This window comes from Xanthomonas sp. 3058 (genome assembly GCF_014199765.1).
Lineage (GTDB): Bacteria > Pseudomonadota > Gammaproteobacteria > Xanthomonadales > Xanthomonadaceae > Xanthomonas > Xanthomonas campestris_B.
The window spans coordinates 24,076-47,119 of sequence record NZ_JACHOF010000016.1 but is presented as its reverse complement, the minus strand read 5'-3'; the positions used below and the strand labels follow the sequence as shown (position 1 = coordinate 47,119).

The window sequence follows — 23,044 nt, the reverse complement described above, 5'->3', positions numbered from 1 at the left end:
TTTTGTCCGGGGACGGATTTCGAAATGCTGATGTTGATCCTCAATGTGGTCTACGTGCTGGTCGCGCTGGCGATGATTGCGCTGATCCTGATGCAGCGTGGTGCGGGTGCGGCGGCCGGTTCCGGCTTCGGTGCCGGTGCGTCGGGCACCGTGTTCGGTTCGCAGGGCGCGTCGAACTTCCTGTCCAAGTCGACCAAGTGGCTGGCAGTGGTGTTTTTCAGTATCAGCCTGTTCATGGCGTGGTATGCCACGCATGGCGCACGTCCCACCGATCAGAACCTGGGCGTGATGTCGCAGTCGGCCACGCCGGCGCCGGCCGCTGCGGGCGAATTGACGCAGCCGTTGCCGCAGGCTCCGGCCGCTGGTGCGGTTCCGACCGCTCCGTCGCAACCGGCGCCTGCCGCTCCGGCCCCGTCCGCACCGGCGCAACAAGCGCCTGCGGCACGCGAAGAAAACGCGTCGGAACCAGCACAAAAACGCTGAAGCCGGTTACAATACGCTGCGCACTGGGATGCCCAGCGGCGCAACGTATGCCCAGGTGGCGGAATTGGTAGACGCACTACCTTGAGGTGGTAGCGACTTAGGTCGTAGGGGTTCGAGTCCCCTCTTGGGCACCATTGTTTGGCTGCAGTTCCTGCGCATCGCGGCATGCCGCGCGCGGGGTCTGCCTATACCCCATGCCGGCACGCGGCGCGTGCGGGCAGAGGCAAGAGAGAATCGCTGTGCTGGCCGAATATTTGCCGAGTCTGCTGTTTCTGATCGTCGCCACCGGTATCGGCATCGTGTTGATGCTGATCGGTCGATTCCTCGCTCCGCGTACCCCGGATGCGCGCAAGCTCTCGCCTTACGAGTGCGGCTTCGAAGCGTTCGAAGACGCGCGCATGAAGTTCGACGTGCGCTACTACCTGATCGCGATCCAGTTCATCGTGTTCGATCTGGAAATCATCTTCATCGTGCCGTGGACGCAGGTGTTCATGGAGATCGGCGCACGCTCGCTGGTCACCATGGGCCTGTTTGTCGGCATGTTGTTCCTCGGCTTTATCTACGTGTGGAAGAAGGGAGCGCTGGAATGGGAGTGATTCAGACCCTGGATCGTCTGATGACCAACCCGATGCCGGAAGGCCGGGTGGAAGACATCCTGCGCCCGGAAGGCGAAAACCCGCTGCTCGAGAAGGGCTACGTGACCACCAGCGTCGATGCGCTGTTGAATTGGGCGCGCACCGGCTCGATGTGGCCGATGACGTTCGGTTTGGCCTGTTGCGCCGTCGAGATGATGCACGCTGGCGCCTCGCGCCTGGATCTGGACCGTTACGGCGTGGTGTTCCGCCCGTCGCCGCGCCAGTCCGACGTGATGATCGTGGCCGGTACGCTGGTCAACAAGATGGCGCCGGCGCTGCGCAAGGTCTACGACCAGATGCCGGATCCGAAGTGGGTCATTTCGATGGGCAGCTGCGCCAATGGCGGCGGCTACTACCATTATTCGTATTCGGTGGTGCGCGGTTGCGACCGCATCGTGCCGGTGGACATCTATGTCCCGGGCTGCCCGCCGACCGCCGAGGCGCTGGTCTACGGCATCTTGCAGCTGCAGAAGAAGATCTGGCGTACCCAGACGATCGCGCGCTGACACCCGTCTTCTTCTACCGAGAGCAGCCAAGCCCCCATGGCAGAGCAAGCATCCTCCTTCACTGACCGACTTGCGGCACGTTTCGCCGGTGCGCAGATTGCCGTGGCATTGCCGCGCGGCGAAGTGACGCTGGAAGTCGCTGCAGCCGATTGGCACGCCACCTGTCTTGCGCTGCGCGACGAGCTCGGTTTCGAGCAGCTCAGCGACCTGTGCGGCGTCGATCATCTGGGTTACGGCAGCGACGAGTGGGATACCGCCGACGTGTCGTCGCAGGGTTTCAGCCGCGGCGTCGAAGGCAAGGCCGTGGGCCGTTTCGCCTGGGGCGAATTTCCCAGCCAGGAAAGCTCCGGCGGCGCGCATCCGCAACACATGCCCAAGCAGCGTTTTGCGGTGGTCGCGCAGCTGATTTCCTACCAGCACAACCAGCGTCTGCGCGTGCGTTGCTACGCACCCGACGAACAGGTGCCGGTGGTGGCATCGCTGACCGATATCTGGCCGGGCGTGAACTGGTTCGAGCGCGAAGCCTTCGACCTGTTCGGCATCGTCTTCGATGGTCACCCGGACCTGCGCCGCATCCTGACCGACTACGGATTCGTCGGCCATCCGTTCCGCAAGGATTTCCCGCTGATCGGCAACGTCGAAGTGCGTTACGACGAAGAGCGCCAGCGTGTGGTGTACGAGCCGGTCACCTCGGTCGAGCCGCGCGTCGGTGTGCCGCGCGTGATTCGCGACGATGCCCGTTATGAGACTGCCGCTGGTGAAGTGGGCAAGTCGGAGACCGCCAAGTGAGTGAGTTCCGCCAGGCAACCGATGCCTTCGCGAGCAATCCTGTCGAAAGCAGGCAGGAAATCCGCAATTACACGATGAACTTCGGCCCGCAGCATCCTGCGGCGCACGGCGTGCTGCGTCTGATCCTGGAAATGGACGGCGAAACCGTGGTGCGTGCCGATCCGCATATCGGCCTGCTGCACCGTGGCACCGAAAAGCTGGCCGAGTCCAAGCCGTTCAACCAGTCGGTTCCGTATATGGACCGTCTGGATTACGTGTCGATGATGTGCAACGAGCACGCCTACGTGCGCGCGATCGAGTCCCTGATGGGAATCGAAGCGCCCGAGCGCGCGCAGTACATCCGCACCATGTTCGACGAAATCACCCGTATCAAGAACCATCTGATGTGGGTCGGTTCCAATGCGCTCGATCTGGGCGCGATGGCGGTGATGCTGTATGCGTTCCGCGAGCGCGAAGAATTGATGGACGTTTACGAGGCGGTCAGTGGCGCGCGCATGCACGCTGCCTACTACCGTCCCGGTGGCGTGTATCGCGATTTGCCCGATCGCATGCCCAAGTACAAGGAATCGCGCTGGCACAAGGGTGGGGCGCTGAAGAAGCTCAACGCAGCGCGCGAAGGCTCGATGCTGGACTTCCTCGAAGACTTCACGAATACCTTCCCGTCGCGTGTGGACGAGTACGAGACGCTGCTCACCGACAACCGCATCTGGAAGCAGCGTACCGTCGATGTGGGCATCATCAGCCCGGATCTGGCGCGCGCCTGGGGCATGACCGGCCCGATGCTGCGTGGCTCGGGCATCGAATGGGACCTGCGCAAGAAGCAGCCGTACGCCAAGTACGACGCGGTGGATTTCGATATCCCGGTCGGCACCAATGGCGATTGCTACGACCGCTATCTGGTGCGCGTGGCCGAGATGCGCGAATCCAATCGCATCATCAAGCAGTGCGTGAAGTGGCTCAGGGCCAATCCAGGCCCGGTCATGGTCACCAATTTCAAGGTCGCTCCGCCAAGCCGCGAAGGCATGAAGGACGACATGGAAGCGCTGATCCATCACTTCAAGCTGTTCAGCGAAGGCTATTGCGTGCCGGCTGGCGAGACGTATTGCGCCGTCGAAGCACCCAAGGGCGAGTTCGGCTGCTACCTGATGTCGGATGGCGCCAACAAGCCGTTCCGCCTGCATCTGCGCGCGCCGGGCTTTGCGCATCTGTCCTCGATGGACGCGGTGGTGCGTGGTTATTTGCTGGCCGACGTCGTGGCGATGATCGGTACTTACGATTTGGTTTTCGGTGAGGTTGACCGATGAAGGCGACGGGTAATTTCGAAGCGGCGCGCGACGTCGATCCGCAGGTGGTGCTGAGCGACAAGACGCGCGCGCACATCGATCATTGGCTGGCCAAGTTCCCGCCCGACCGCAAGCGTTCGGCGGTGCTGCAGGGCCTGCACGCTGCGCAGGAGCAGAACCAGGGCTGGCTGACCGACGAATTGATCGTCGGCGTGGCCAAGTACCTGGAACTGCCACCGGTGTGGGCCTACGAGGTCGCCAGCTTCTATTCGATGTTCGAGACCGAGAAGGTCGGCCGCCACAACGTGGCGTTCTGCACCAACATCAGCTGCTGGCTCAACGGCGCCGAAGATCTGCTGGCGCACGCCGAGAAGAAACTGGGTTGCAAGCTGGGGCAATCGACGGCCGATGGCCGCGTCTACCTCAAGCGCGAAGAAGAGTGCCTGGCGGCCTGCTCGGCAGCGCCGATGATGGTCATCAACGGCCATTACCATGAGCACCTGACGAAAGAGAAGGTCGACGCGCTGCTGGACGGGCTGGAGTAAGACATGGCACATCATCACGCACCCTCGGGCCCGGTCGGGCCGGCACCGTTGCCGCATCAGGTCGTCTACACGACGCTGCACTACGACACTCCGTGGTCGTACGAGAGCTATCTGAAATCCGGTGGCTACGCCGCGCTGCGCAAGATCCTCGAAGAGAAGATCGCGCCGGCCGACGTCATCGAAATGGTCAAGGCGTCCAACCTGCGCGGCCGCGGCGGCGCGGGCTTCCCGACCGGCTTGAAGTGGTCGTTCATGCCCAAGGGCACGATGCAGAAATACATCCTGTGCAACTCGGACGAATCCGAGCCGGGCACCTGCAAGGACCGCGACATCCTGCGTTACAACCCGCATTCGGTGGTGGAGGGCATGGCGATCGCCTGCTACGCCACCGGCTCGACCGTGGGCTACAACTACCTGCGTGGCGAGTTCCACCACGAGCCGTTCGAGAATTTCGAACTGGCGCTGGCCGATGCGTATGCCAACGGCTGGCTGGGAAAGAACATCCTCGGCAGCGGCGTGGATATCGATATCTACGGTGCGCTGGGTGCCGGCGCCTACATCTGCGGCGAAGAAACCGCGCTGATGGAATCGCTGGAAGGCAAGAAGGGCCAACCGCGCTACAAGCCGCCGTTCCCGGCCAACTTCGGCCTGTACGGCAAGCCGACCACCATCAACAACACCGAGACCTACGCGTCGGTGCCGGCGATCATTCGCAACGGCCCTGAGTGGTTTTTGGGGTTGAGCAAGACCAAGAACGGCGGCCCGAAGATCTTCTCGGTGTCCGGCTGCGTGCAGAAGGGCGGCAATTTCGAAGTGCCGCTCGGCACCACCTTCGACGAACTGCTGGAAATGGCCGGTGGTCTGCGCCCGGGCCGCAAGCTCAAGGCAGTGGTGCCCGGTGGCGTGTCGATGCCGGTGCTGAAGGCCGAGCAGATGCCTGGCTTGCAGATGGATTACGACACCTTGCGTGCACTGGGCACCGGTCTGGGGTCGGGCGCGATTGTCGTCCTGGATGACAGCGTGTGCTGCGTGCGTTTCGCCTGCCGCATCTCGCAGTTCTTCCACAAGGAATCCTGCGGTCAGTGCACCCCGTGCCGCGAAGGTACCGGCTGGATGCATCGCGTGCTGGAGCGCATCGTCGCCGGCAAGGCCACGATGGAAGACCTGCACCAGCTGCGTACCGTGGCCGGCCAGATCGAAGGGCACACCATCTGCGCGTTCGGCGAAGCGGCGGCGTGGCCGATTCAAGGCTTCCTGCGGCAGTTCTGGGACGAGTTCGAGTACTACATCGTCAACGGTCGTTCGATCGTCGACACGCACGTCGGAGTGGCCGCATGAGCGCCCAACCAGTGAACCCGAACGTGCCACCGGACCATGTCACCGTCGAGATCGACGGGCAGTCCCTGGTGGTGCCGAAGGGCTCGATGATCATCCAGGCGGCCGACAAGGCCGGCATTCCGATCCCGCGCTTCTGCTACCACGAGAAGCTGCCGATCGCGGCCAACTGCCGCATGTGCCTGGTGGACGTCGAGAAATCCCCGAAGCCGTCGCCGGCCTGCGCCACCCCGGTGATGGATGGCATGAAGGTCACCACGCGCAGCGAAAAAGCGTTGAAGTACCAGCGCAGCGTGATGGAATTCCTGCTGATCAATCACCCGCTGGACTGCCCGATCTGCGATCAGGGCGGCGAATGCGAATTGCAGGACGTCTCGCTCGGCTACGGCCGGTCGGTGAGCCGCTTCAACGAGCGCAAGCGCGTGGTGCCGGACGAAGACATCGGTCCGCTGGTTGCCACCGAAATGACCCGCTGCATCCAGTGCACCCGCTGCGTGCGCTTCACTGCAGACATCGCCGGCACCTACGAACTGGGCGGCATGTATCGCGGTGAAAACCTGCAGATCGGCACCTACGACGGCAAGCCGCTGACCACCGAAATTTCCGGCAACGTCATCGACGTGTGCCCGGTGGGCGCGCTGACCAACAAGGTGTTCCAGTTCCGTGCGCGTCCGTGGGAATTGATGGCGCGCGAATCGCTCGGCTATCACGATGCGATGGGCTCGAACCTGTTCCTGCACGTGCGTCGCGGCGAAGTGCTGCGCACCGTGCCGCGCGACAACGAAGCGGTCAACGAGTGCTGGCTGTCCGATCGTGACCGTTATTCGCACCAGGGCCTGTATGCGGAAGACCGTGCGGTCAAGCCGCTGAAGAAGATCAACGGTGAGTGGACCGAAGTGAGCTGGACCGAAGGTCTGGCCGCTGCGACCCAGATCCTGCGCGACAATGCCGGCGACGCGCTGGGTGTGCTGGTGCATCCCTCCACGTCCAACGAAGAGGGCGCGCTGCTCGCACGCCTGGCCGAAGGCCTGGGCAGCGGCAATCTGGATCACCGCCTGCTCAACCGCGATTTCTCCGACGCTGCAGTGGCCGAAACCTTCGCCACGCCGCTTGCAGAGATCGAGCAGGCCGATGTTGTCGTGCTGTTCGGCACCAACGTGCGTCACGAACTGCCGCTGCTGCATGCGCGTTTGCGCAAAGCGCACATCCAGAACCGGACACAGATCCATTCGGTCAATCCGGTCGATTTCGATTTTGCCTTCACCCAGGCAAGCCGCACGGTCGTTGCGCCGTCGCAACTGGCTGGCGCACTGAACGATGCGGCCTTGCGCGATGCGGTCAAGGGCGCCACGCGTGCCGTGATCGTGGTCGGTGCACTGGCTGAAAATCACCCGCAGGCCGCTGCACTGCGTGCTGCTGCACGCGACTTTGCCGCTGCCACCGGTGCGTCGCTGTGCCGGATTCCGCAGGGTGCGAATGCTGTCGGGCTGGTTGCGCAAGGTGTGCTGCCGACCGCACGCGATGTGGCCGGCATGCTGGCGCAGCCGCGTCAGGCGTATGTGCTGTACGGCATCGAGCCGGGCCTGGATTTTGCCGATGCCGCTGCTGCACGCAGCGCGCTGGCTGGTGCCAAGGTAGTCGCTTTCAGCCAGTTCGCTTGCGCCTCGACGCGCGATGTGGCCGATGTGATCCTGCCGATCGGCGCATTGCCGGAAATCGATGCATCGCTGACCAATCTCGACGGTCGCGTGCAGACGGCACGTGCCGCCGGCCGCCTGCCGGTCGAAGCGCGCGAGGGTTGGCGCGTCCTGCGTGCGCTTGGCGGCGAGCTGGGTCTTCCGGGTTTCGAGTTCATCGATCTGGTCGGCCTGCGTGCCGGTATGCAGAATCGCAGCGTCATTCCTGCGGCATCGGCGCAGCCGGCAACGATGCGCGACGGACTGGAAGTGGCCGCCACCGCAGCGATCTATCGCACCGATGCCGTGGTGCGGCGTGCTGCTGCGTTGCAGTCGCATCCGCTCAACATCGCGCCCTGCGTGGTGATGCATCCCGACCAGGCTGCACAGTTGCAGGTCGGCGCGCATCAGATGGTCAAGGTCGGTACCGACGCCGGTCAGGCGACGTTGCCGGTGATACTGGACAAGCGTGTCGCACCGGGCACGGTGTGGATCGAATCCGGCCATGGCGCAACCGCGCCGCTCGGTGCCGGTCGTGTAACGGTGGTGGCTGCATGAACGAATTGCTGTTGAACGTGGTCGACCCCCTGCACCAGTGGTTCCTCGGACTGGGCGATGGCGGCGTCCTGCTGTGGATCGTGCTGAAGATCCTGCTGATCGCCGTGCCGGTGATCCTGGCGGTGGCGTTCTACGTTGTCTGGGAGCGCAAGCTGATCGGCTGGATGCACGTGCGTCACGGGCCGATGTACGTGGGCATGGGCATTTTCCAGGCCTTCGCCGACGTGTTCAAACTGCTGTTCAAGGAGATCCTGCAGCCGAGCAGTTCGCACAAGGCGATGTTCATCATCGCGCCGCTGCTGACATTGGCGCCGGCCTTCGCGGCCTGGTCGGTGGTGCCGTTCGATGCGCAGCTGGTGCTGTCCAACGCCAACGTGGGTCTGCTGTATTTGCTGGCGATGACCTCGCTGGGCGTGTACGGCATCATCCTGGCCGGCTGGGCGTCCAACTCCAAGTACGCGTTCCTGGGTGCGATGCGTTCGGCCGCGCAGGTGGTCAGCTACGAAATCGCGATGGGCTTTGCGCTGGTCGGCGTGATGATCGCTTCCGGCAGCGTCAACCTCAGCCAGATCGTGTTGGCGCAAGGCGGTAATTCGGGCTTCTTCGACTGGTTCCTGATTCCGCTGTTCCCGCTGTTCATCGTGTACTGGGTGTCCGGCGTCGCCGAAACCAACCGCGCGCCGTTCGACGTGGTGGAAGGCGAATCGGAAATCGTTGCCGGCCACATGGTGGAATACTCGGGCGGCGCGTTCGCGCTGTTCTTCCTGGCCGAATACGCCAACATGATCCTGGTCAGCTTCCTGATCTCGATCTTCTTCCTCGGCGGTTGGCTGAGCCCGATCCAGGGTTGGGTCACAGCGGATATCTCGCCGTGGATCAATTGGGTGTGGACCGGCGGTTGGCCGTGGCTGCTGATGAAGGTGTTCTTCTTCGCCAGCGCCTATATCTGGTTCCGTGCAAGTTTCCCGCGCTACCGCTACGACCAGATCATGCGTCTGGGCTGGAAGGTGTTCATTCCGCTCACGATCGTGTGGATCGCAGTGACGGCGTTGATGGTGTTTTACGGCGTGATCCAGAAGGGCGTGTAATTGATGAACAAGATCACCCATTACTTCAAGAGCTTGCTCCTGCTCGAATTGCTCGGAGGCTTGTGGCTGACGTTGAAATACACGTTCAAGCCCAAGTACACCGTGATGTACCCGATGGAGAAGTTCCCGCAATCGCCGCGTTTCCGTGGCCTGCATGCGTTGCGCCGCTATCCCAATGGCGAAGAGCGTTGCATCGCCTGCAAGTTGTGCGAAGCGGTGTGCCCGGCGCTGGCGATCACCATCGACTCGGCCAAGCGCGAGGACGGCTCGCGTCGTACCACGCGCTACGACATCGATCTGTTCAAGTGCATCTTCTGCGGCTTCTGCGAAGAAAGCTGCCCGGTGGACTCGATCGTCGAGACGCATATCCTCGAATACCACTTCGAGAAGCGTGGCGAGAACATTGTCAACAAGCCGCAGCTGCTGGCGATCGGAGACCGGTTTGAAGCCGAGATCGCCGAGCGTCGCGCTGCCGATGCCGCCTTCCGTTGAGGTCATGATGGACTGGGTCACTATTGCTTTTTACGCCTTCTCCGCCGTCGCGGTCGTGTCCGCCGGTGCGGTGATCAGCGTGCGCAACCCGGTGTATGCCGTGCTGTGCCTGATCCTCACCTTCTTCTCGATGGCCTGCATCTGGCTGCTGGTCGGCGCCGAGTTCCTCGGCGTGACGCTGGTCTTGGTCTACGTCGGCGCAGTGATGGTGCTGTTCCTGTTCGTGGTGATGATGCTGGACATCGACACCAGCCGTCTGCGTGAGGGCTGGGTCAAGTACATGCCGATCGGTGTCATCGTCGCGGTCGCCATGCTGGCGCAGATGGTCACGCTGATTGGTGTCAAGGCACGCAGTGTCACGCCGTTCCCGGCCGACAACGCGGCCGCGCAGGCAGCCGATAGCTCGAACCTGACCTGGCTGGCCAAGAGCCTGTACACCGAGTTCCTGCTGCCATTCGAATTTGCTGCGGTGATCCTGACCGTGGCCGTGGTGGCTGCGGTGATGCTGACGCTGCGCAAGCGCACCGGCATCAAGATCCAGATTGCCTCCGAGCAGTCTCGCGTCAAGGCGGGCGATCGCTTGCGTATCGTCAAAATGGCGGTTGAAAAGCCGGTACAGGTCGCGCCGCAGATCGATGCGGCCGACGGACAGGAGGCGAAGTCTTGATTACCTTGGGCCACCTGCTTGGACTGGGCGCTGTGCTGTTCTGCATCTCCCTGGCCGGCATCTTCCTCAACCGCAAGAACGTCATCGTGCTGCTGATGTCGATCGAGTTGATGCTGCTGTCGGTCAACGTCAACTTCATCGCGTTCTCGCGCGAGCTCGGCGACACCGCCGGTCAGTTGTTCGTGTTCTTCATCCTGACCGTCGCCGCCGCGGAGGCCGCGATCGGCCTTGCGATCCTGGTGACTCTGTTCCGCACGCGCCGCACGATCAATGTGGCCGAAGTCGATACGTTGAAGGGCTGACCTGTAGATGGAAATCACTCTCTCCAAGAGTCTGTTGATTGCAGTGGTGCTCGCACCGCTGGTCGGCAGCATCATCGCCGGCCTGTTCGGTCGTCAGGTGGGGCGCAAGGGCGCGCAGTACGTCACCATCCTCGGTGTGGCGGTCAGCTGCGTACTGTCGTGCCTGACCCTGTATCAATTGGTGGAGCAGGGCGCCAGCCCGTTCAACCAGAACCTGTACACCTTCTTCGACGTCGGTAATTACTCCGCGCATGTCGGCTTCATGGTCGATCGCCTGACCGCGATGATGATGGTGGTGGTGACCTTCGTGTCGCTGCTGGTGCACATCTACACCATCGGCTACATGGAAGAGGACCCGGGTTACCAGCGCTTCTTCAGCTACATCTCGTTGTTTACCTTCTCGATGCTGACGCTGGTGATGAGCAACAACTTCCTGCAGCTGTTCTTCGGCTGGGAAGCGGTAGGCCTGGTCTCGTACCTGCTGATCGGTTTCTGGTTCAAGCGCCCGACCGCGGTGTTCGCCAACATGAAGGCGTTCCTGGTCAATCGCGTCGGCGACTTCGGCTTCATCCTCGGCATCGCCGGCGTGTTGCTGTGGTTCGGCTCGCTGGATTACTCCACCGTGTTTGCCAACGCGACCACCATGGCCGGTGCCAAGGTGCAGCTGTTTGCTGGCCACGAGTGGAGCGTGATGACGCTGATCTGCATCTGCCTGTTCATCGGTGCGATGGGCAAGTCGGCGCAGGTGCCGTTGCACGTGTGGCTGCCGGACTCGATGGAAGGACCGACCCCGATCTCGGCGTTGATCCACGCCGCAACGATGGTCACCGCCGGCATCTTCATGGTGGCGCGCATGTCGCCGCTGTTCGAGCTATCGGAAACGGCGCTGAACTTCATCCTGTTCATCGGTGCGACCACGGCCTTCTTCACCGGCCTGATCGGCATCGTGCAGAACGACATCAAGCGCGTGGTTGCGTATTCGACGCTGTCCCAGCTCGGCTACATGACGGTAGCGCTGGGCGTGTCCGCTTACTCGGCGGCGGTGTTCCACCTGATGACGCACGCCTTCTTCAAGGCGCTGCTGTTCCTGGCGGCCGGCTCGGTCATCATCGGAATGCACCACGAGCAGGACATGCGCAAGATGGGCGGCCTGCGCAAGTACATGAAGGTGACCTACTGGACCAGCGTGATCGGTACGCTGGCGCTGGTTGGCACGCCGTTCTTCTCGGGTTTCTACTCCAAGGACACCATCATCGAAGCCGCTGCGCACCACGCGCACGAATCGCATAGCTGGATCGCGACCTACGGTTACTGGTCCGTGCTCGGTGGTGTGCTGGTCACCAGTTTCTACAGCTTCCGTCTGCTGTTTTTGACTTTCCACGGCAAGGAGCGCTTCCGCGATGCCCACGCGCACGGTGCGCATGCCCATCACGACAGCGCGCATACCGATGCCGAAGCACAGGTGCATGCGCACGATGCACATGCGCATGACGCACATGCGCATGACGCGCACGGCCACGATGACCACGGCCATGGACACCACGGTGCGCATGAGCCGCACGAGTCCAAGTGGGTGGTGACGTTGCCGTTGATCCTGCTGGCGATCCCGTCGGTGGCGATCGGCTTCTTCACCATCGGCCCGATGTTGTTCGGCACCGATTGGCAGGGCCACCACGCCGCGCACGCGATGAAGGGTCAGGCGGTGTCGTTCTTCACCGGCATTGTCGACTTCTACGATCCGGCGCGCGACACCGTCGGCGCGCTCGCCGAAGAGTTCCATGGCCCGGTGGCGTTCGCGCTGCACGGCATGCTGGCTGCACCGTTCTTCCTGACCGTCGCTGGCCTGCTGCTGGCCGCGCTGTTCTACCTGTGGAAGCCGGAGCTGGCCACCAAGTCGCGCAAGGCGTTCGCGCCGCTCGTGTGGCTGCTGGAAAACAAGTACGGCTTCGACAAGCTCTGGATCAATGGCTTCGCCGGTGGCGGCGTTGCTCTTGGCAAGGCGTCACGTGCCATCGATACCCATGTGGTCGACGGTGTCGTCGTCAATGGTTCTGCCCGACTGATCGACCTGGCTGCAAATCTGCTGCGTCGCACGCAATCCGGTTTCCTCTATCACTACGCCTTCGCAATGATCATCGGTTTGATCGCCTTGTTGGCGGTACTGATGCATTTCTGGCGTTGACCTGTACGGAATAAGAAAACGTGTCGAACTGGCCTTTACTGTCTATCTTGATCTGGCTGCCGATTATCGGTGGCGCCTTGATCCTTGCGTTGCGCAACGCCGAAACTGCCCGATGGGCATCGCTGGCGGTGGCGGTGGCGACCTTTGTGCTGAGTCTGCCGCTGCTGGGCTACGACACGGCCAATGACGCCATGCAGTTCATCGAACTGCATGCCTGGATCCCGGCCTACAACATCGGCTACAACCTGGGCGTGGATGGCATCGCGGTCGCGTTGATCGTGCTGACCACGTTAGTGACGGTGCTGGCGCTGATCGGCGCCTGGCGCTCGATCGATAAGCGCGTCAATCAGTACGTCGCCGCGTTCCTGATTCTGGAAGGCGTCACCGTCGGTATCTTCGCTGCCACCGACGCGATGCTGTTCTATGTCTTCTTCGAAGCCATGCTGATCCCGATGTTCCTGATCATCGGTGTCTGGGGCGGTCCGCGGCGTATCTACGCGGCGATGAAGTTCTTCCTCTACACCTTCCTCGGCTCGGTGCTGATGCTGGTGGGTCTGGTCTACCTGTACCTGAAGGGCGGCAGCTTCCAGCTTGCCGACCTGTATGCGCTGCAGCTGACCGCCAAGGAGCAGACCTGGATCTTCTTCGCGTTCCTGATCGCCTTTGCGGTCAAGGTGCCGATGTTTCCGGTGCACACCTGGTTGCCGGATGCCCACGTCGAGGCGCCGACCGCCGGTTCGGTGATCCTGGCGGCGATCGCACTGAAGATCGGTGGTTACGGCTTCCTGCGCTTCAACCTGCCGATCGTTCCCGATGCAAGCCATGAGTTTGCGTGGTTGGTCGTCGCGCTGTCGTTGATCGCCGTGATCTACGTCGGTCTGGTGGCCCTGGTGCAGGACGACATGAAGAAGCTGGTGGCGTATTCGTCCATCGCGCACATGGGCTTCGTCACCCTCGGCACCTTCATCGCCTTCACCCTGGTGCGCGAGTACGGCAGCACCGACGCCGCCCGTCTCGGCCTGCAGGGTGCGATGGTGCAGATGATCTCGCACGGCTTCGTGTCCGGCGCGATGTTCTCCTGCATCGGCGTGCTGTACGACCGCATGCATACCCGCCGCATCGCCGATTACGGCGGCGTGGTCAACGTGATGCCGTGGTTCGCCACCTTCGCCATGCTGTTCTTCATGGCCAATGCCGGCTTGCCGGGCACCAGCGGCTTCGTTGGCGAGTTCATGGTGATCCTGGCCAGCTTCCAGAAGCACCCGCTGATTGCCTTCGCTGCGGCCACCACACTGGTGATCACTGCGGCCTATACCTTGTGGCTCTACAAGCGCGTGTTTTTCGGCGAAGTGGCCAACGCACACGTGGCCGAGCTGAAGGACATCAATGGCCGTGAGGCGTTCGTGCTGGGGGTGTTCGCCGCTGGCGTGCTGGCCCTGGGCCTGTATCCGAAGCCGCTGACCGATCTGATGGAACCATCGATCGCCAAGCTGGCTACCCAGATTGCCGCGACCAAGCTGTAACAGCTTGCCGTACGTTTTGATTTTCAGGATTTGATGATGACCACGCCAACGCTCGCGCCGTTGACCACCGCTGACCTGGCTCCGCTCGCTCCGGAGCTGGTGCTGATCGGCGGCGCCTTTGCCCTGCTGATGCTCGACCTGTTCGTCAGCCAGCGGCACAAGGTCTGGACCCACCTGTTTTCCGTCGCGGTACTCGCCGTGGTGTTGGCGCTATTGGCCACCGGCACGGGCGGGCAGGGCGAAGCGTTCCATGGCATGTTCGTACGCGATACGGCTGCGGATGTGATGAAGACCGTGATCGTGTTCGTCAGTGGCCTGAGCCTGGTCTACGGCTGGAGCTACCTGCGCGAGCGCAATCTCTATCAGGGCGAAATCCCGGTGCTGGTGTTGTTCGCCACCGCCGGCATGATGCTGCTGGCGTCGGCGGGCAGCCTGTTGATGGTCTACCTGGGTCTGGAATTGCTTGCGCTGTGCTCCTACGCGCTGGTTGCCTCCAATCGCGACAACGGCCTGGCGACCGAAGCGGCGATGAAGTATTTCGTGCTGGGCTCGCTGGCGTCGGGTCTGCTGCTGTACGGCATGTCGCTGGTCTATGGCGCTACCGGTACGCTCAGCCTGAGCGGCATCCATGACGCGATCGACGGCTCCAAGGAGCGCACGCTGCTGCTGACCGGCACCATCTTCATGATCGCTGGCGTGGCCTTCAAGCTGGGTGCCGCACCGTTCCATATGTGGTTGCCCGACGTCTACCAGGGCGCGCCCGCGCCGATCGCGTTGTTCATCAGTTCGGCCCCCAAGCTGGCGGCTTTCGGGATGGCGTATCGCCTGCTGGAAGTGGGCATGGGGCCGTTGTCGCCTCAGTGGCATCTGTTGATTGGCGGCCTGTCGGCACTGTCGCTGGTGATCGGCAACCTGATGGCCATCGCGCAGAGCAATCTCAAGCGCATGCTGGCGTACTCGACCGTCTCACATATCGGCTTTTTGCTGATGGGTGTTGCCGGTGGCGGTGAAGAGGGCTACAGCGCTGCAATGTTCTACGCAGTGAGCTACACCATCATGTCGACCGCCGCGTTCGGCGCCATCATCGCGTTGTCGCGCAATGGCTTTGAAGCCGAGAACATCGACGACTTCAAAGGACTCAACGCGCGTAATCCATGGATGGCCGGCCTGGTGCTGTGCATCATGGCCTCGCTGGCCGGTATTCCGCCGTTCCTCGGGTTCTGGACCAAGCTGGCGGTGTTGGGCGCTGCAGTGAAGGGCGACATGCTGTGGCTTGCGATCGTTGGTGTGCTTTGCGCGGTAATCGGCGCTTACTACTATCTGCGCGTCATCAAGGTCATGTACTTCGATGAGCCGGTCGGCGAGCCGTTGCCGGCCAACAACGACCGCGTGCTGGGCATCGTGCTCAGTGTCAACGCGCTGGCCTTGCTCGCCCTGGGCGTGAGCTGGAGTCCGATCATGGTCTGGTGCCAGCGCGCATTTGCAGGTCTCGCGTAACGCGCGTCTGCACCAGGCTGTAGGCGGACATGCGCGCGTGTTGCCTGGCCCTGAAATAAAGTTGTGATTGATGTTTCGTTTTTGTTGCAATGCGGTTATCATTCGCCGCGACGTTGAGACCCACCAGGGTTTCAACAGATGGAAAACTGGGGCTTGCAATTTTCTCCCGAGTTCTTCATAATTCCGCTTCTGCTGCGGGGTGGAGCAGTCTGGCAGCTCGTCGGGCTCATAACCCGAAGGTCGCAGGTTCAAATCCTGCCCCCGCTACCAAGTTTTGAAGTGCTGCGTTAATGCAATGCCTTAGGGCAGTACTTCAGCTTCTTGGATCGCAAAGACGCATGTTCCCGTCTTTGCGCCGACCCTTAGAGGTCGGGCTTTTTTTACACAAGGGGCCCATCGGGCCCCTTGTTTTTTCCGGAACCGGAAAGTTTGCTGCCGGTTGCCGGGGTTCTACTGGCAATCATCTGATCAGGGCAGTCTGTGAGCGAAAAAGCGACCGAAATCGCGAATCTGCTGAGTCCAACGGTTGAGTCCCTGGGCTTGGAACTGCTGGGTGTGGAATATCTTCCCGCTCCAGGTGGCGCCACGTTGCGCCTGTATATCGATGTGCCGTTGGCCGAACAGCCCGAGCGTGTGATCAATGTCGATGACTGCGAGCGCGTGAGCCGTGAAGTGTCGGCCCAGCTTGACGTCGAAGACCCCATCACCGGCAACTACACGCTTGAGGTGTCCTCGCCGGGTGTGGATCGTCCGTTGTTCACGCTGGAGCAGTTCGCCCGTCATGCCGGCGAGTCCGCCAAGATCGTGTTGAAGCTGGCGCAGGATGGTCGGCGCCGCTTCCAGGGCAAGATCGTGCGGATCGAGTCCGAGGCCGACGCGGTGGTGTTCGCCATCGACGGCAAGGACGTACAGATCGGCTTCGACAACATCGACAAGGCGCGCATCCTGCCGGATTGGGTCGCTTTGGGCCTGGCCCCGCAAAAACCGAATAAGCCCGGCCCGAAAAAACCCGGGCACGAGAAGAAGAAACCATCCAACGAGTCGGCGGCTGGCAAGCCGCGCGCGGAGTGACTAAATGAGCAAGGAACTTTTGCTGGTAGTGGATGCGGTGGCCAACGAAAAGGGCGTGCCGCGCGAAGTGATCTTCGATGCGATCGAGGCCGCGTTGGCTTCCGCAGCGAAGAAGCGCTATCCCGACCAGGACGTGCTGACGCGCGTGACCATCGACCACAAGGACGGCAACTACGAAACCTTCCGTCGTTGGGAAGTGGTGGCCGACGATGTGGTGATGGAGTCGCCGGATCGCCAGGTGCGTCTGATGGATGCCATCGACGAAGCCGACGGCGTGGATGTGGGCGACTACATCGAAGAACAGATCGAAAACCCGGATTTCGGCCGTATCGCCGCGCAGGCCGCCAAGCAGGTGATCGTGCAGCGTGTGCGCGAAGCCGAGCGCCAGCAGGTGGTCGATGCCTGGAAGGACCGCGTGGGCGAGCTGATCACCGGTGTGGTCAAGCGTGCCGAGCGCGGCAATATCTTTGTCGATCTGGGCGGCAATGCCGAAGCCTTCATTCCGAAGGACAAGGGCATTCCGCGCGATGTACTGCGTCCGGGCGACCGCGTGCGCGGCTACCTGGCCGAAGTGCGTTCGGAACCACGCGGCCCGCAGCTGTTCATCAGCCGCGCCGCGCCGGAATTCATGATCGAGTTGTTCAAGCTCGAAGTGCCGGAAGTGGGTCAGGGCCTGGTCGAGATCAAGGCCTGCGCACGCGATCCGGGCGACCGCGCCAAGATCGCCGTGATCGCGCACGACACCCGCACCGATCCGATCGGTGCCTGCATCGGCATGCGCGGTTCGCGCGTGCAGGCGGTGTCCAACGAGCTCAATGGCGAGCGCGTGGATATCGTGTTGTGGAACGAGAACCCGGCCAACTTCGTGATCAATGCGATGGCGCCGGCCGAAGTGCAGTCGATCATCGTCGATGAAGACAAGCACTCGATGGATCTGGCCGTGGCGGAAGATCGCCTGGCCCAGGCGATCGGCAAGGGCGGCCAGAACGTGCGTCTGGCCAGCCGCCTGACCGGTTGGCAGCTCAACGTGATGACCGCCGACCAGGTGGCCGCCAAGTCCGAAGCCGAGCAGACCTCCGCGCGCCAGTTGTTCATGGACCGCCTGGAAGTGGACGAAGAAATCGCAGCGATCCTGGTGACCGAGGGCTTCAATACGGTCGAGGAAATCGCCTACGTGCCGGTCGGCGAGTTGCTGGCGGTGGAAGGCTTCGACGAAGACATCGTCGAAGAGTTGCGCGCCCGTGCCCGCGATGCGTTGCTCAACGCCGCGCTGGCAGAAGAAGAAGGCCTGGAAGGAACTCAGCCCACCGAGGACCTGCTGGCGCTGGAGGGGATGGACGAGGAAACGGCCTTTGCTCTGGCCGAGCACGGCGTGCGCACCAGCGAGGACTTGTCCGACCTGGCAGCGGACGAGATCGTCGACTTCGGCATCGAGGGTTTGACCCAGGAGCGCGCCGCGGCGCTGATCCTGGCGGCCCGCGCCGAGGAGATCGCCCGTTTGGAGCGCGGCGAATGAGCCGGCAATGAACCGCGCCCTGACCCCATCAGGGCTTAGAATCAGCGTTTCCCTTGCTCTGGGCGAGGGGGCGCCAACCAGATCATAGGATCCGAATGTCGCAGCAAACCACCATCCGCAAGCTTGCCGAACTGGTCAATACGCCGGTCGATAAACTGCTGGTTCAACTGGCCGAGGCCGGAATGAAGTTCAGCGGTCCCGACCAGGTCGTGACCAGCACCGAGAAGATGAAACTGCTTGGCTTCCTGCGTCGCACGCACGGCAAGGCCGAGGCGCCTGCCGAAGCGGCGAGCGAAGCAGCCAAGAAGATCACGCTGAATCGGCGCAAGCTGCAGGAAGTGACGGTCAACGCCGGCCGCACCAAGACCACGGTCAACGTCGAGGTGCGGCAGAAGCGCACCTACGTGAAGTCCGAAAATGAAGGTAGCGGCCGTGCCGCGCCGATGACGCCGGACGAAGAGCGCGCCGACATCCTGGCCAAGCTCGCCGCCTCGCGTCAGCGCAATCTCGACGAGCAGCAGGCGCTGGCCGAAAGCGATCGTGTGCGCGACGAAGCGATTCAGCGCAAGCGTGACGAAGAGCAGGCCGCCAAAGACCGTGCAGAAGCCGAGCGCAAGGCTGCCGAGGAAGCCGCTGCGGCTGCCAGTGCGCCGGCCCCGGTTGCTGCTGCGACGCCGCCGTCGGCGCCTGCCGCACGTGCCCCGTCTTCGCCGTCTTCGGCACCGCGTCCGGCCCGTCCGGCTGGTGCATCTCCGGCCTCGCGTCCGGCCGCGCCGGCACGCCCGGACGATCGCAACAATGCCGCCAAGCACAAGACGCGCGGTTCGCACGTCATGGTGGCTGGCGTCGAAGACGACGATGCGACCAAGCGCTTTGCCGGGCAGTTGCATCTGTCCGCTGCCGATCGCGCGCGCCGTTCCAATGTGCGCAGCAAGCCGACCGGTCGCCCGGGTTCGTCGTCCTCGCGCCGTGGCAACGACAGCGGGCGTGGCGGCAATCAGGGCAATAGCGGTCCGCACGGGTTCGAGCGTCCGACCGCACCGGTGGTGCGTGAAGTGGCGATCGGCGAAACCATCACCGTGGCCGACCTGGCGCAGAAGCTCGCGCTGAAGGGCGGCGATGTGGTCAAGGCGCTGTTCAAGATGGGCGTCATGGCGACCATCACCCAGAGCATCGATCACGACACCGCTGCCCTGGTGACCGAAGAACTCGGCCACAAGGCGGTGCGTGCCGACAATGCCGACTTCGAAGACGCGCTGTTGGCGCATGCCGAAGATGCGCAGGGCGATGCCACGACGCGTCCGCCGGTGGTCACCATCATGGGTCACGTCGATCACGGCAAGACCTCGCTGCTGGATTACATCCGTCGCACCAAGATCGCCTCTGGCGAAGCCGGCGGCATCACCCAGCACATCGGTGCGTACCACGTCGAAACCGGCCGTGGCGTCATCAGCTTCCTGGATACGCCCGGCCATGCCGCGTTTACCTCGATGCGTGCGCGCGGCGCCAAGATCACCGACATCGTGGTGCTGGTCGTTGCCGCCGATGACGGCGTGATGCCGCAGACCAAGGAAGCGGTGGCGCATGCCAAGGCGGCAGGCGTTCCGTTGATCGTGGCAGTCAACAAGATCGACAAGGCCGGCGCGGATCCGCTGCGGGTCAAGAACGAATTGCTGGCCGAAAACGTGGTGGCCGAAGACTTCGGTGGCGATACCCAGTTCATCGAAGTGTCGGCCAAGGTCGGTACCGGTGTGGACACGCTGCTGGACGCGATTTCGCTGCAGGCCGAAGTGCTGGAACTCAAGGCAGTGGCAGATGGCCGCGCCAGCGGGACCGTGATCGAATCGTCGCTGGACAAGGGCCGCGGCCCGGTCGCGACGGTGCTGGTGCAGCAGGGCGCGCTGAAGCGTGGCGACTACCTGGTGTGCGGCATTCAGTACGGCCGCGTGCGTGCGCTGTTCGACGAAACCGGCCACCAGCCGGCCTCGGCGGGTCCGTCGATTCCGGTGCAGGTGCTCGGCCTGTCCGGCGTGCCGGAAGCCGGCGACGACTTCGTGGTCGTCGACGACGAGCGTCTGGCCAAGGACGTGGCACAGCAGCGCGAAACCAAGCGCCGCGAGTCGCGTCTGGTCGCCTCGGCAACCAACCGCATGGAAGACATCCTGGCCCAGATGGGCAAGGGCGAAGGTCAGCAGGTGTTGAACCTGGTGATCAAGGCCGACGTGCAGGGTTCGGTGGAAGCACTCAAGCAGTCGCTGGTGGCGTTGTCCAACGACGACATCCGCATCAACGTGATCCACTCCGGCGTGGGCGGCATCACCGAATCCGATGCGAATTCGGCAGCGGCCTCCAAGGCGACGGTGATCGGCTTCAACGTGCGTGCGGATGCATCGGCACGCAAGATCGTCGAGTCCAACGGCATCGATCTGCGTTACTTCTCGATCATCTATGACGTGATCGACCAGGTGAAGCAGGTGGCGTCCGGTCTGCTCGGCGTGGAAATCCGCGAAGAGATCATCGGTATCGCGCAGGTGCGCGACGTGTTCCGCAGCTCCAAGTTCGGTGCGGTTGCAGGCTGCATGATCATCGAAGGCGTGGTCAAGCGCAGCAAGCCGATCCGCGTGCTCCGCGACAGCGTCGTGGTGTTCGAGGGCGAGCTGGAATCGCTGCGTCGCTTCAAGGAAAACGTCGAGGAAGTGCGCAACGGTACCGAGTGCGGTATCGGCGTGAAGGCCTACAACGACGTCAAGCCCGGCGACCAGATCGAGTGCTTCGAGCGTATCGAAGTCGCGCGTACGCTGTAACGGCTGCCGGGGCCTGCGGGCCCCGGATTCCGTCAAGCACGGTTTCAAGGCAAGTTTTGCAAGGCGAGGGCGGCATGGCCGCCCGCGTTCGTTTTTGGCTTCGGTGCCAACTGGCCCTCCGAATCAACCAGGTCCACGACCATGCCAACCAAATCATTCCATCGCACCGACCGCGTGTCGGCACAGGTGCGTCGCGACCTCGGCACGATCGTGCACGCGGCCGTGCGCGACCACGGCTTGCCGTCGGTCAGCGTGTCCGATGTCGAAATCAGCCGCGACCTGGCGCATGCCAAGGTGTTCGTCACCGCGCTGCAGCAGGAGCGTTCGGCTGAAGCGGTCAAGGGGCTCAAGGAAATCGCTGGTCAGCTGCGTACGCAGTTGGCGCGCGCGATGAAGCTGCGTCATGTGCCCGAGCTGCATTTCCATTACGACGATTCGGTCGATCGCGGCGAGCGCATCGATAACTTGCTGCGTGACCTGGACGACGTCGGCCCGGAGTCCACCTCCAGCGACGAAGACGCCGAGCAGCGCTGAGCGCTGTCCGGCCGCCGCCGTTTCAGGCGCGGCACTGACTCCCACGGGCGCGCAGGTCGCCCGATTCGAGCACCGATCCTTTGAAACCCCGCATCGTCTATCGCCCGCTGCACGGCATCCTGTTGCTGGATAAACCGGCTGGGCTCAGTTCCAATAATGCATTGCAGGCTGCGCGCCGGTTATTGCGTGCGGAAAAGGGCGGCCACACCGGCAGCCTGGATCCGCTGGCGACCGGTTTGCTGCCGCTATGCCTGGGCGAGGCCACCAAGATTGCCGGCCTGCTGCTCGGCTCGGCCAAGGCGTATGACGCCGAGATCGTGTTGGGCATCACCACCGATACCGACGATGCCGATGGTGAGCCATTGCGCGAACGTACGGTGCCCGGGCTGAGCGACGATGGCTTGCGCGCGGCGCTGGCGCCGTTCGTCGGTCGGATCGCGCAGCAGGCGCCGATCTACTCCGCACTCAAGCAGGGCGGCGAGCCGCTGTATGCCAAGGCGCGCCGTGGCGAGGTGATCGATGCGCCGGTGCGCGAGGTCGACGTGCATGCGATCGAACTGATCGGCTACGACGCGCCGCGTCTGCAACTGCGCGTGACCTGCGGCTCGGGCACCTACATCCGCAGCCTGGCGCGCGATCTTGGTGAAGTGCTGGGCTGCGGTGCGCATATCGCGTCGCTGCGTCGCCTGTGGGTCGAGCCGTTTCGCACTCCGCAGATGATGACGCTGGAGGCGCTTTCTGCAGCGTTGGAAGCCGGTACCGATGCACAGGAATTGCTGCTGCCGATCCAGGCCGGCCTGGTCGATTTTGCGCGGATCGTGCTCGACCAGGCCCATGCGACGCGGTTCCGAATGGGCCAGCGCCTGCGTGATACCGCATTTCCGGCCGGCCAGGTGGCGGTGTTCGGACCCGACGGAATCCCCTCAGGCCTAGGCCTGGTGGACGCCGAGGGGCGTTTGTCGCCGCAGCGGCTGTTCAATGGACTGAACGACCTTTCGGCTTGTTAAGGTTTGGTCAACTTGTTCCCGTAGTCGCACGACGTTACAATTTCGCGGCCCCGATCGGGGCACCTTCAGCGCCAAGCGCGCTCATTCCTAGCAAACGGCGAGTCCGACGGTGCGTCATGCACGTTCCTGTCGACCACGCATCTATCGAGTACACATCATGTCCGTCGACACCCAGAAAGTTATTGAAGACAACAAGCGCAGCGCCCAGGACACCGGTTCGCCGGAAGTGCAGGTCGCTCTGCTGACCGCGCGCATCGAGCTGCTGACCGGTCACTTCAAGACCCACAAGAAGGATCACCACAGCCGTCGTGGTCTGCTGCAGATGGTCAACCGTCGTCGCAGCCTGCTCGACTACCTGAAGAAGAAGGACAACGCGCGTTACAAGTCGTTGATCGAGAAGCTCGGCCTGCGCCGCTAATCGAGTCCTACCGCCGCGGCGCAGCGATGCGCCGCGGTTTCGTTTTGGTCATTGGCACTCCGTTGTTTGCAGCATGTAGTTCATGGGCCGGAGCCTCCCGGCCACCCGTTCTCGGCATGGGTCGACGACGGTC

Annotated in this window: 21 protein-coding genes and 2 tRNA genes; all 23 read left to right on the top strand. The window is 62.9% G+C overall.

Annotation, left to right across the window (positions count from 1 at the left end; all coding sequences use genetic code 11):
• The first annotated feature begins 24 nt into the window (after positions 1–24).
• Positions 25–483 carry a preprotein translocase subunit SecG gene (gene secG, locus GGR61_RS16590; RefSeq protein ID WP_184406787.1) on the top strand — a complete coding sequence of 153 codons (459 nt, stop codon included), beginning with the start codon at positions 25–27 and terminating at the stop codon, positions 481–483.
• A gap of 49 nt (positions 484–532) precedes the next feature.
• Positions 533–617 (top strand) — tRNA-Leu (locus tag GGR61_RS16585).
• A gap of 105 nt (positions 618–722) precedes the next feature.
• On the top strand, positions 723–1,079 hold the full coding sequence (locus tag GGR61_RS16580; protein WP_010371162.1) for an NADH-quinone oxidoreductase subunit A: 357 nt from the start codon (positions 723–725) through the stop codon (positions 1,077–1,079).
• Positions 1,070–1,624 (top strand): NADH-quinone oxidoreductase subunit B, encoded by a 555-nt coding sequence (locus GGR61_RS16575; RefSeq protein WP_010371165.1) that lies wholly within the window; start codon positions 1,070–1,072, stop codon positions 1,622–1,624. The genes GGR61_RS16580 and GGR61_RS16575 overlap by 10 nt, the downstream gene beginning before the upstream one ends.
• Positions 1,625–1,660: 36 nt before the next feature.
• Complete coding sequence (locus GGR61_RS16570; protein WP_184406788.1) at positions 1,661–2,413, top strand: NADH-quinone oxidoreductase subunit C; 753 nt, start codon at positions 1,661–1,663, stop codon at positions 2,411–2,413.
• Positions 2,410–3,717 carry an NADH-quinone oxidoreductase subunit D gene (locus GGR61_RS16565; protein ID WP_184406789.1) on the top strand — a complete coding sequence of 436 codons (1,308 nt, stop codon included), beginning with the start codon at positions 2,410–2,412 and terminating at the stop codon, positions 3,715–3,717. The genes GGR61_RS16570 and GGR61_RS16565 overlap by 4 nt, the downstream gene beginning before the upstream one ends.
• Positions 3,714–4,241 carry an NADH-quinone oxidoreductase subunit NuoE gene (gene nuoE / locus GGR61_RS16560; RefSeq protein WP_005991372.1) on the top strand — a complete coding sequence of 176 codons (528 nt, stop codon included), beginning with the start codon at positions 3,714–3,716 and terminating at the stop codon, positions 4,239–4,241. Before GGR61_RS16565 ends, nuoE begins: the two co-directional genes overlap by 4 nt.
• A gap of 3 nt (positions 4,242–4,244) precedes the next feature.
• Positions 4,245–5,579 (top strand): NADH-quinone oxidoreductase subunit NuoF, encoded by a 1,335-nt coding sequence (nuoF, locus tag GGR61_RS16555; protein ID WP_184406790.1) that lies wholly within the window; start codon positions 4,245–4,247, stop codon positions 5,577–5,579.
• Positions 5,576–7,810 carry an NADH-quinone oxidoreductase subunit NuoG gene (nuoG, locus tag GGR61_RS16550; protein WP_184622740.1) on the top strand — a complete coding sequence of 745 codons (2,235 nt, stop codon included), beginning with the start codon at positions 5,576–5,578 and terminating at the stop codon, positions 7,808–7,810. Before nuoF ends, nuoG begins: the two co-directional genes overlap by 4 nt.
• On the top strand, positions 7,807–8,898 hold the full coding sequence (gene nuoH, locus GGR61_RS16545; RefSeq protein ID WP_184622739.1) for an NADH-quinone oxidoreductase subunit NuoH: 1,092 nt from the start codon (positions 7,807–7,809) through the stop codon (positions 8,896–8,898). The genes nuoG and nuoH overlap by 4 nt, the downstream gene beginning before the upstream one ends.
• Before the next feature lie 3 nt (positions 8,899–8,901).
• Positions 8,902–9,390 (top strand): NADH-quinone oxidoreductase subunit NuoI, encoded by a 489-nt coding sequence (gene nuoI, locus GGR61_RS16540; RefSeq protein ID WP_184406793.1) that lies wholly within the window; start codon positions 8,902–8,904, stop codon positions 9,388–9,390.
• Positions 9,391–9,394: 4 nt separating this feature from the next.
• The gene (locus GGR61_RS16535) at positions 9,395–10,057 is read left to right on the top strand and encodes an NADH-quinone oxidoreductase subunit J (RefSeq protein ID WP_184406849.1); all 663 of its coding nucleotides are present in this window, start codon (positions 9,395–9,397) and stop codon (positions 10,055–10,057) included.
• The gene (gene nuoK / locus GGR61_RS16530) at positions 10,054–10,359 is read left to right on the top strand and encodes an NADH-quinone oxidoreductase subunit NuoK (RefSeq protein ID WP_005914274.1); all 306 of its coding nucleotides are present in this window, start codon (positions 10,054–10,056) and stop codon (positions 10,357–10,359) included. The genes GGR61_RS16535 and nuoK overlap by 4 nt, the downstream gene beginning before the upstream one ends.
• A gap of 7 nt (positions 10,360–10,366) precedes the next feature.
• Positions 10,367–12,541: an NADH-quinone oxidoreductase subunit L gene (gene nuoL, locus GGR61_RS16525; protein ID WP_184622738.1), complete on the top strand. Its 2,175-nt coding sequence runs from the start codon at positions 10,367–10,369 to the stop codon at positions 12,539–12,541.
• 20 nt (positions 12,542–12,561) lie between these two features.
• Complete coding sequence (locus GGR61_RS16520; RefSeq protein ID WP_184622737.1) at positions 12,562–14,064, top strand: NADH-quinone oxidoreductase subunit M; 1,503 nt, start codon at positions 12,562–12,564, stop codon at positions 14,062–14,064.
• Between the two features lie 36 nt (positions 14,065–14,100).
• The gene (gene nuoN / locus GGR61_RS16515; RefSeq protein ID WP_184622736.1) at positions 14,101–15,561 is read left to right on the top strand and encodes an NADH-quinone oxidoreductase subunit NuoN; all 1,461 of its coding nucleotides are present in this window, start codon (positions 14,101–14,103) and stop codon (positions 15,559–15,561) included.
• A gap of 193 nt (positions 15,562–15,754) precedes the next feature.
• Positions 15,755–15,831, top strand: a tRNA-Met gene (locus GGR61_RS16510).
• A 210-nt stretch (positions 15,832–16,041) separates the two neighbouring features.
• Complete coding sequence (gene rimP / locus GGR61_RS16505; protein WP_184406797.1) at positions 16,042–16,632, top strand: ribosome maturation factor RimP; 591 nt, start codon at positions 16,042–16,044, stop codon at positions 16,630–16,632.
• A 4-nt stretch (positions 16,633–16,636) separates the two neighbouring features.
• Positions 16,637–18,148: a transcription termination factor NusA gene (gene nusA / locus GGR61_RS16500; RefSeq protein WP_184406798.1), complete on the top strand. Its 1,512-nt coding sequence runs from the start codon at positions 16,637–16,639 to the stop codon at positions 18,146–18,148.
• Between the two features lie 95 nt (positions 18,149–18,243).
• A complete protein-coding gene (gene infB / locus GGR61_RS16495; protein ID WP_184622734.1) occupies positions 18,244–20,952 on the top strand; it encodes a translation initiation factor IF-2 in 2,709 nt (902 codons plus the stop codon).
• A gap of 141 nt (positions 20,953–21,093) precedes the next feature.
• Positions 21,094–21,486, top strand: coding sequence for a 30S ribosome-binding factor RbfA (gene rbfA / locus GGR61_RS16490; protein WP_184622732.1), 393 nt, complete (start codon positions 21,094–21,096; stop codon positions 21,484–21,486).
• 80 nt (positions 21,487–21,566) lie between these two features.
• Positions 21,567–22,493, top strand: a complete 927-nt coding sequence (gene truB, locus GGR61_RS16485; RefSeq protein WP_184622730.1) for a tRNA pseudouridine(55) synthase TruB — start codon at positions 21,567–21,569, stop codon at positions 22,491–22,493.
• A gap of 157 nt (positions 22,494–22,650) precedes the next feature.
• Positions 22,651–22,911 (top strand): 30S ribosomal protein S15, encoded by a 261-nt coding sequence (rpsO, locus tag GGR61_RS16480; RefSeq protein WP_184406801.1) that lies wholly within the window; start codon positions 22,651–22,653, stop codon positions 22,909–22,911.
• Positions 22,912–23,044 lie beyond the last annotated feature (133 nt).

What these genes read in the sequence shown, in the direction of transcription:
- nuoL (WP_184622738.1), top strand. Translation starts at nt 10,367, where the DNA reads ATGGAAATCACTCTCTCCAAGAGTCTGTTGATTGCAGTGGTGCTCGCA.
- secG (WP_184406787.1), top strand. Translation starts at nt 25, where the DNA reads ATGCTGATGTTGATCCTCAATGTGGTCTACGTGCTGGTCGCGCTGGCG.
- nuoE (WP_005991372.1), top strand. Translation starts at nt 3,714, where the DNA reads ATGAAGGCGACGGGTAATTTCGAAGCGGCGCGCGACGTCGATCCGCAG.
- GGR61_RS16575 (WP_010371165.1), top strand. Translation starts at nt 1,070, where the DNA reads ATGGGAGTGATTCAGACCCTGGATCGTCTGATGACCAACCCGATGCCG.
- nuoG (WP_184622740.1), top strand. Translation starts at nt 5,576, where the DNA reads ATGAGCGCCCAACCAGTGAACCCGAACGTGCCACCGGACCATGTCACC.
- infB (WP_184622734.1), top strand. Translation starts at nt 18,244, where the DNA reads ATGTCGCAGCAAACCACCATCCGCAAGCTTGCCGAACTGGTCAATACG.
- nuoF (WP_184406790.1), top strand. Translation starts at nt 4,245, where the DNA reads ATGGCACATCATCACGCACCCTCGGGCCCGGTCGGGCCGGCACCGTTG.
- nuoN (WP_184622736.1), top strand. Translation starts at nt 14,101, where the DNA reads ATGACCACGCCAACGCTCGCGCCGTTGACCACCGCTGACCTGGCTCCG.
- nusA (WP_184406798.1), top strand. Translation starts at nt 16,637, where the DNA reads ATGAGCAAGGAACTTTTGCTGGTAGTGGATGCGGTGGCCAACGAAAAG.
- rpsO (WP_184406801.1), top strand. Translation starts at nt 22,651, where the DNA reads ATGTCCGTCGACACCCAGAAAGTTATTGAAGACAACAAGCGCAGCGCC.
- nuoI (WP_184406793.1), top strand. Translation starts at nt 8,902, where the DNA reads ATGAACAAGATCACCCATTACTTCAAGAGCTTGCTCCTGCTCGAATTG.
- GGR61_RS16535 (WP_184406849.1), top strand. Translation starts at nt 9,395, where the DNA reads ATGATGGACTGGGTCACTATTGCTTTTTACGCCTTCTCCGCCGTCGCG.
- GGR61_RS16570 (WP_184406788.1), top strand. Translation starts at nt 1,661, where the DNA reads ATGGCAGAGCAAGCATCCTCCTTCACTGACCGACTTGCGGCACGTTTC.
- rbfA (WP_184622732.1), top strand. Translation starts at nt 21,094, where the DNA reads ATGCCAACCAAATCATTCCATCGCACCGACCGCGTGTCGGCACAGGTG.
- nuoH (WP_184622739.1), top strand. Translation starts at nt 7,807, where the DNA reads ATGAACGAATTGCTGTTGAACGTGGTCGACCCCCTGCACCAGTGGTTC.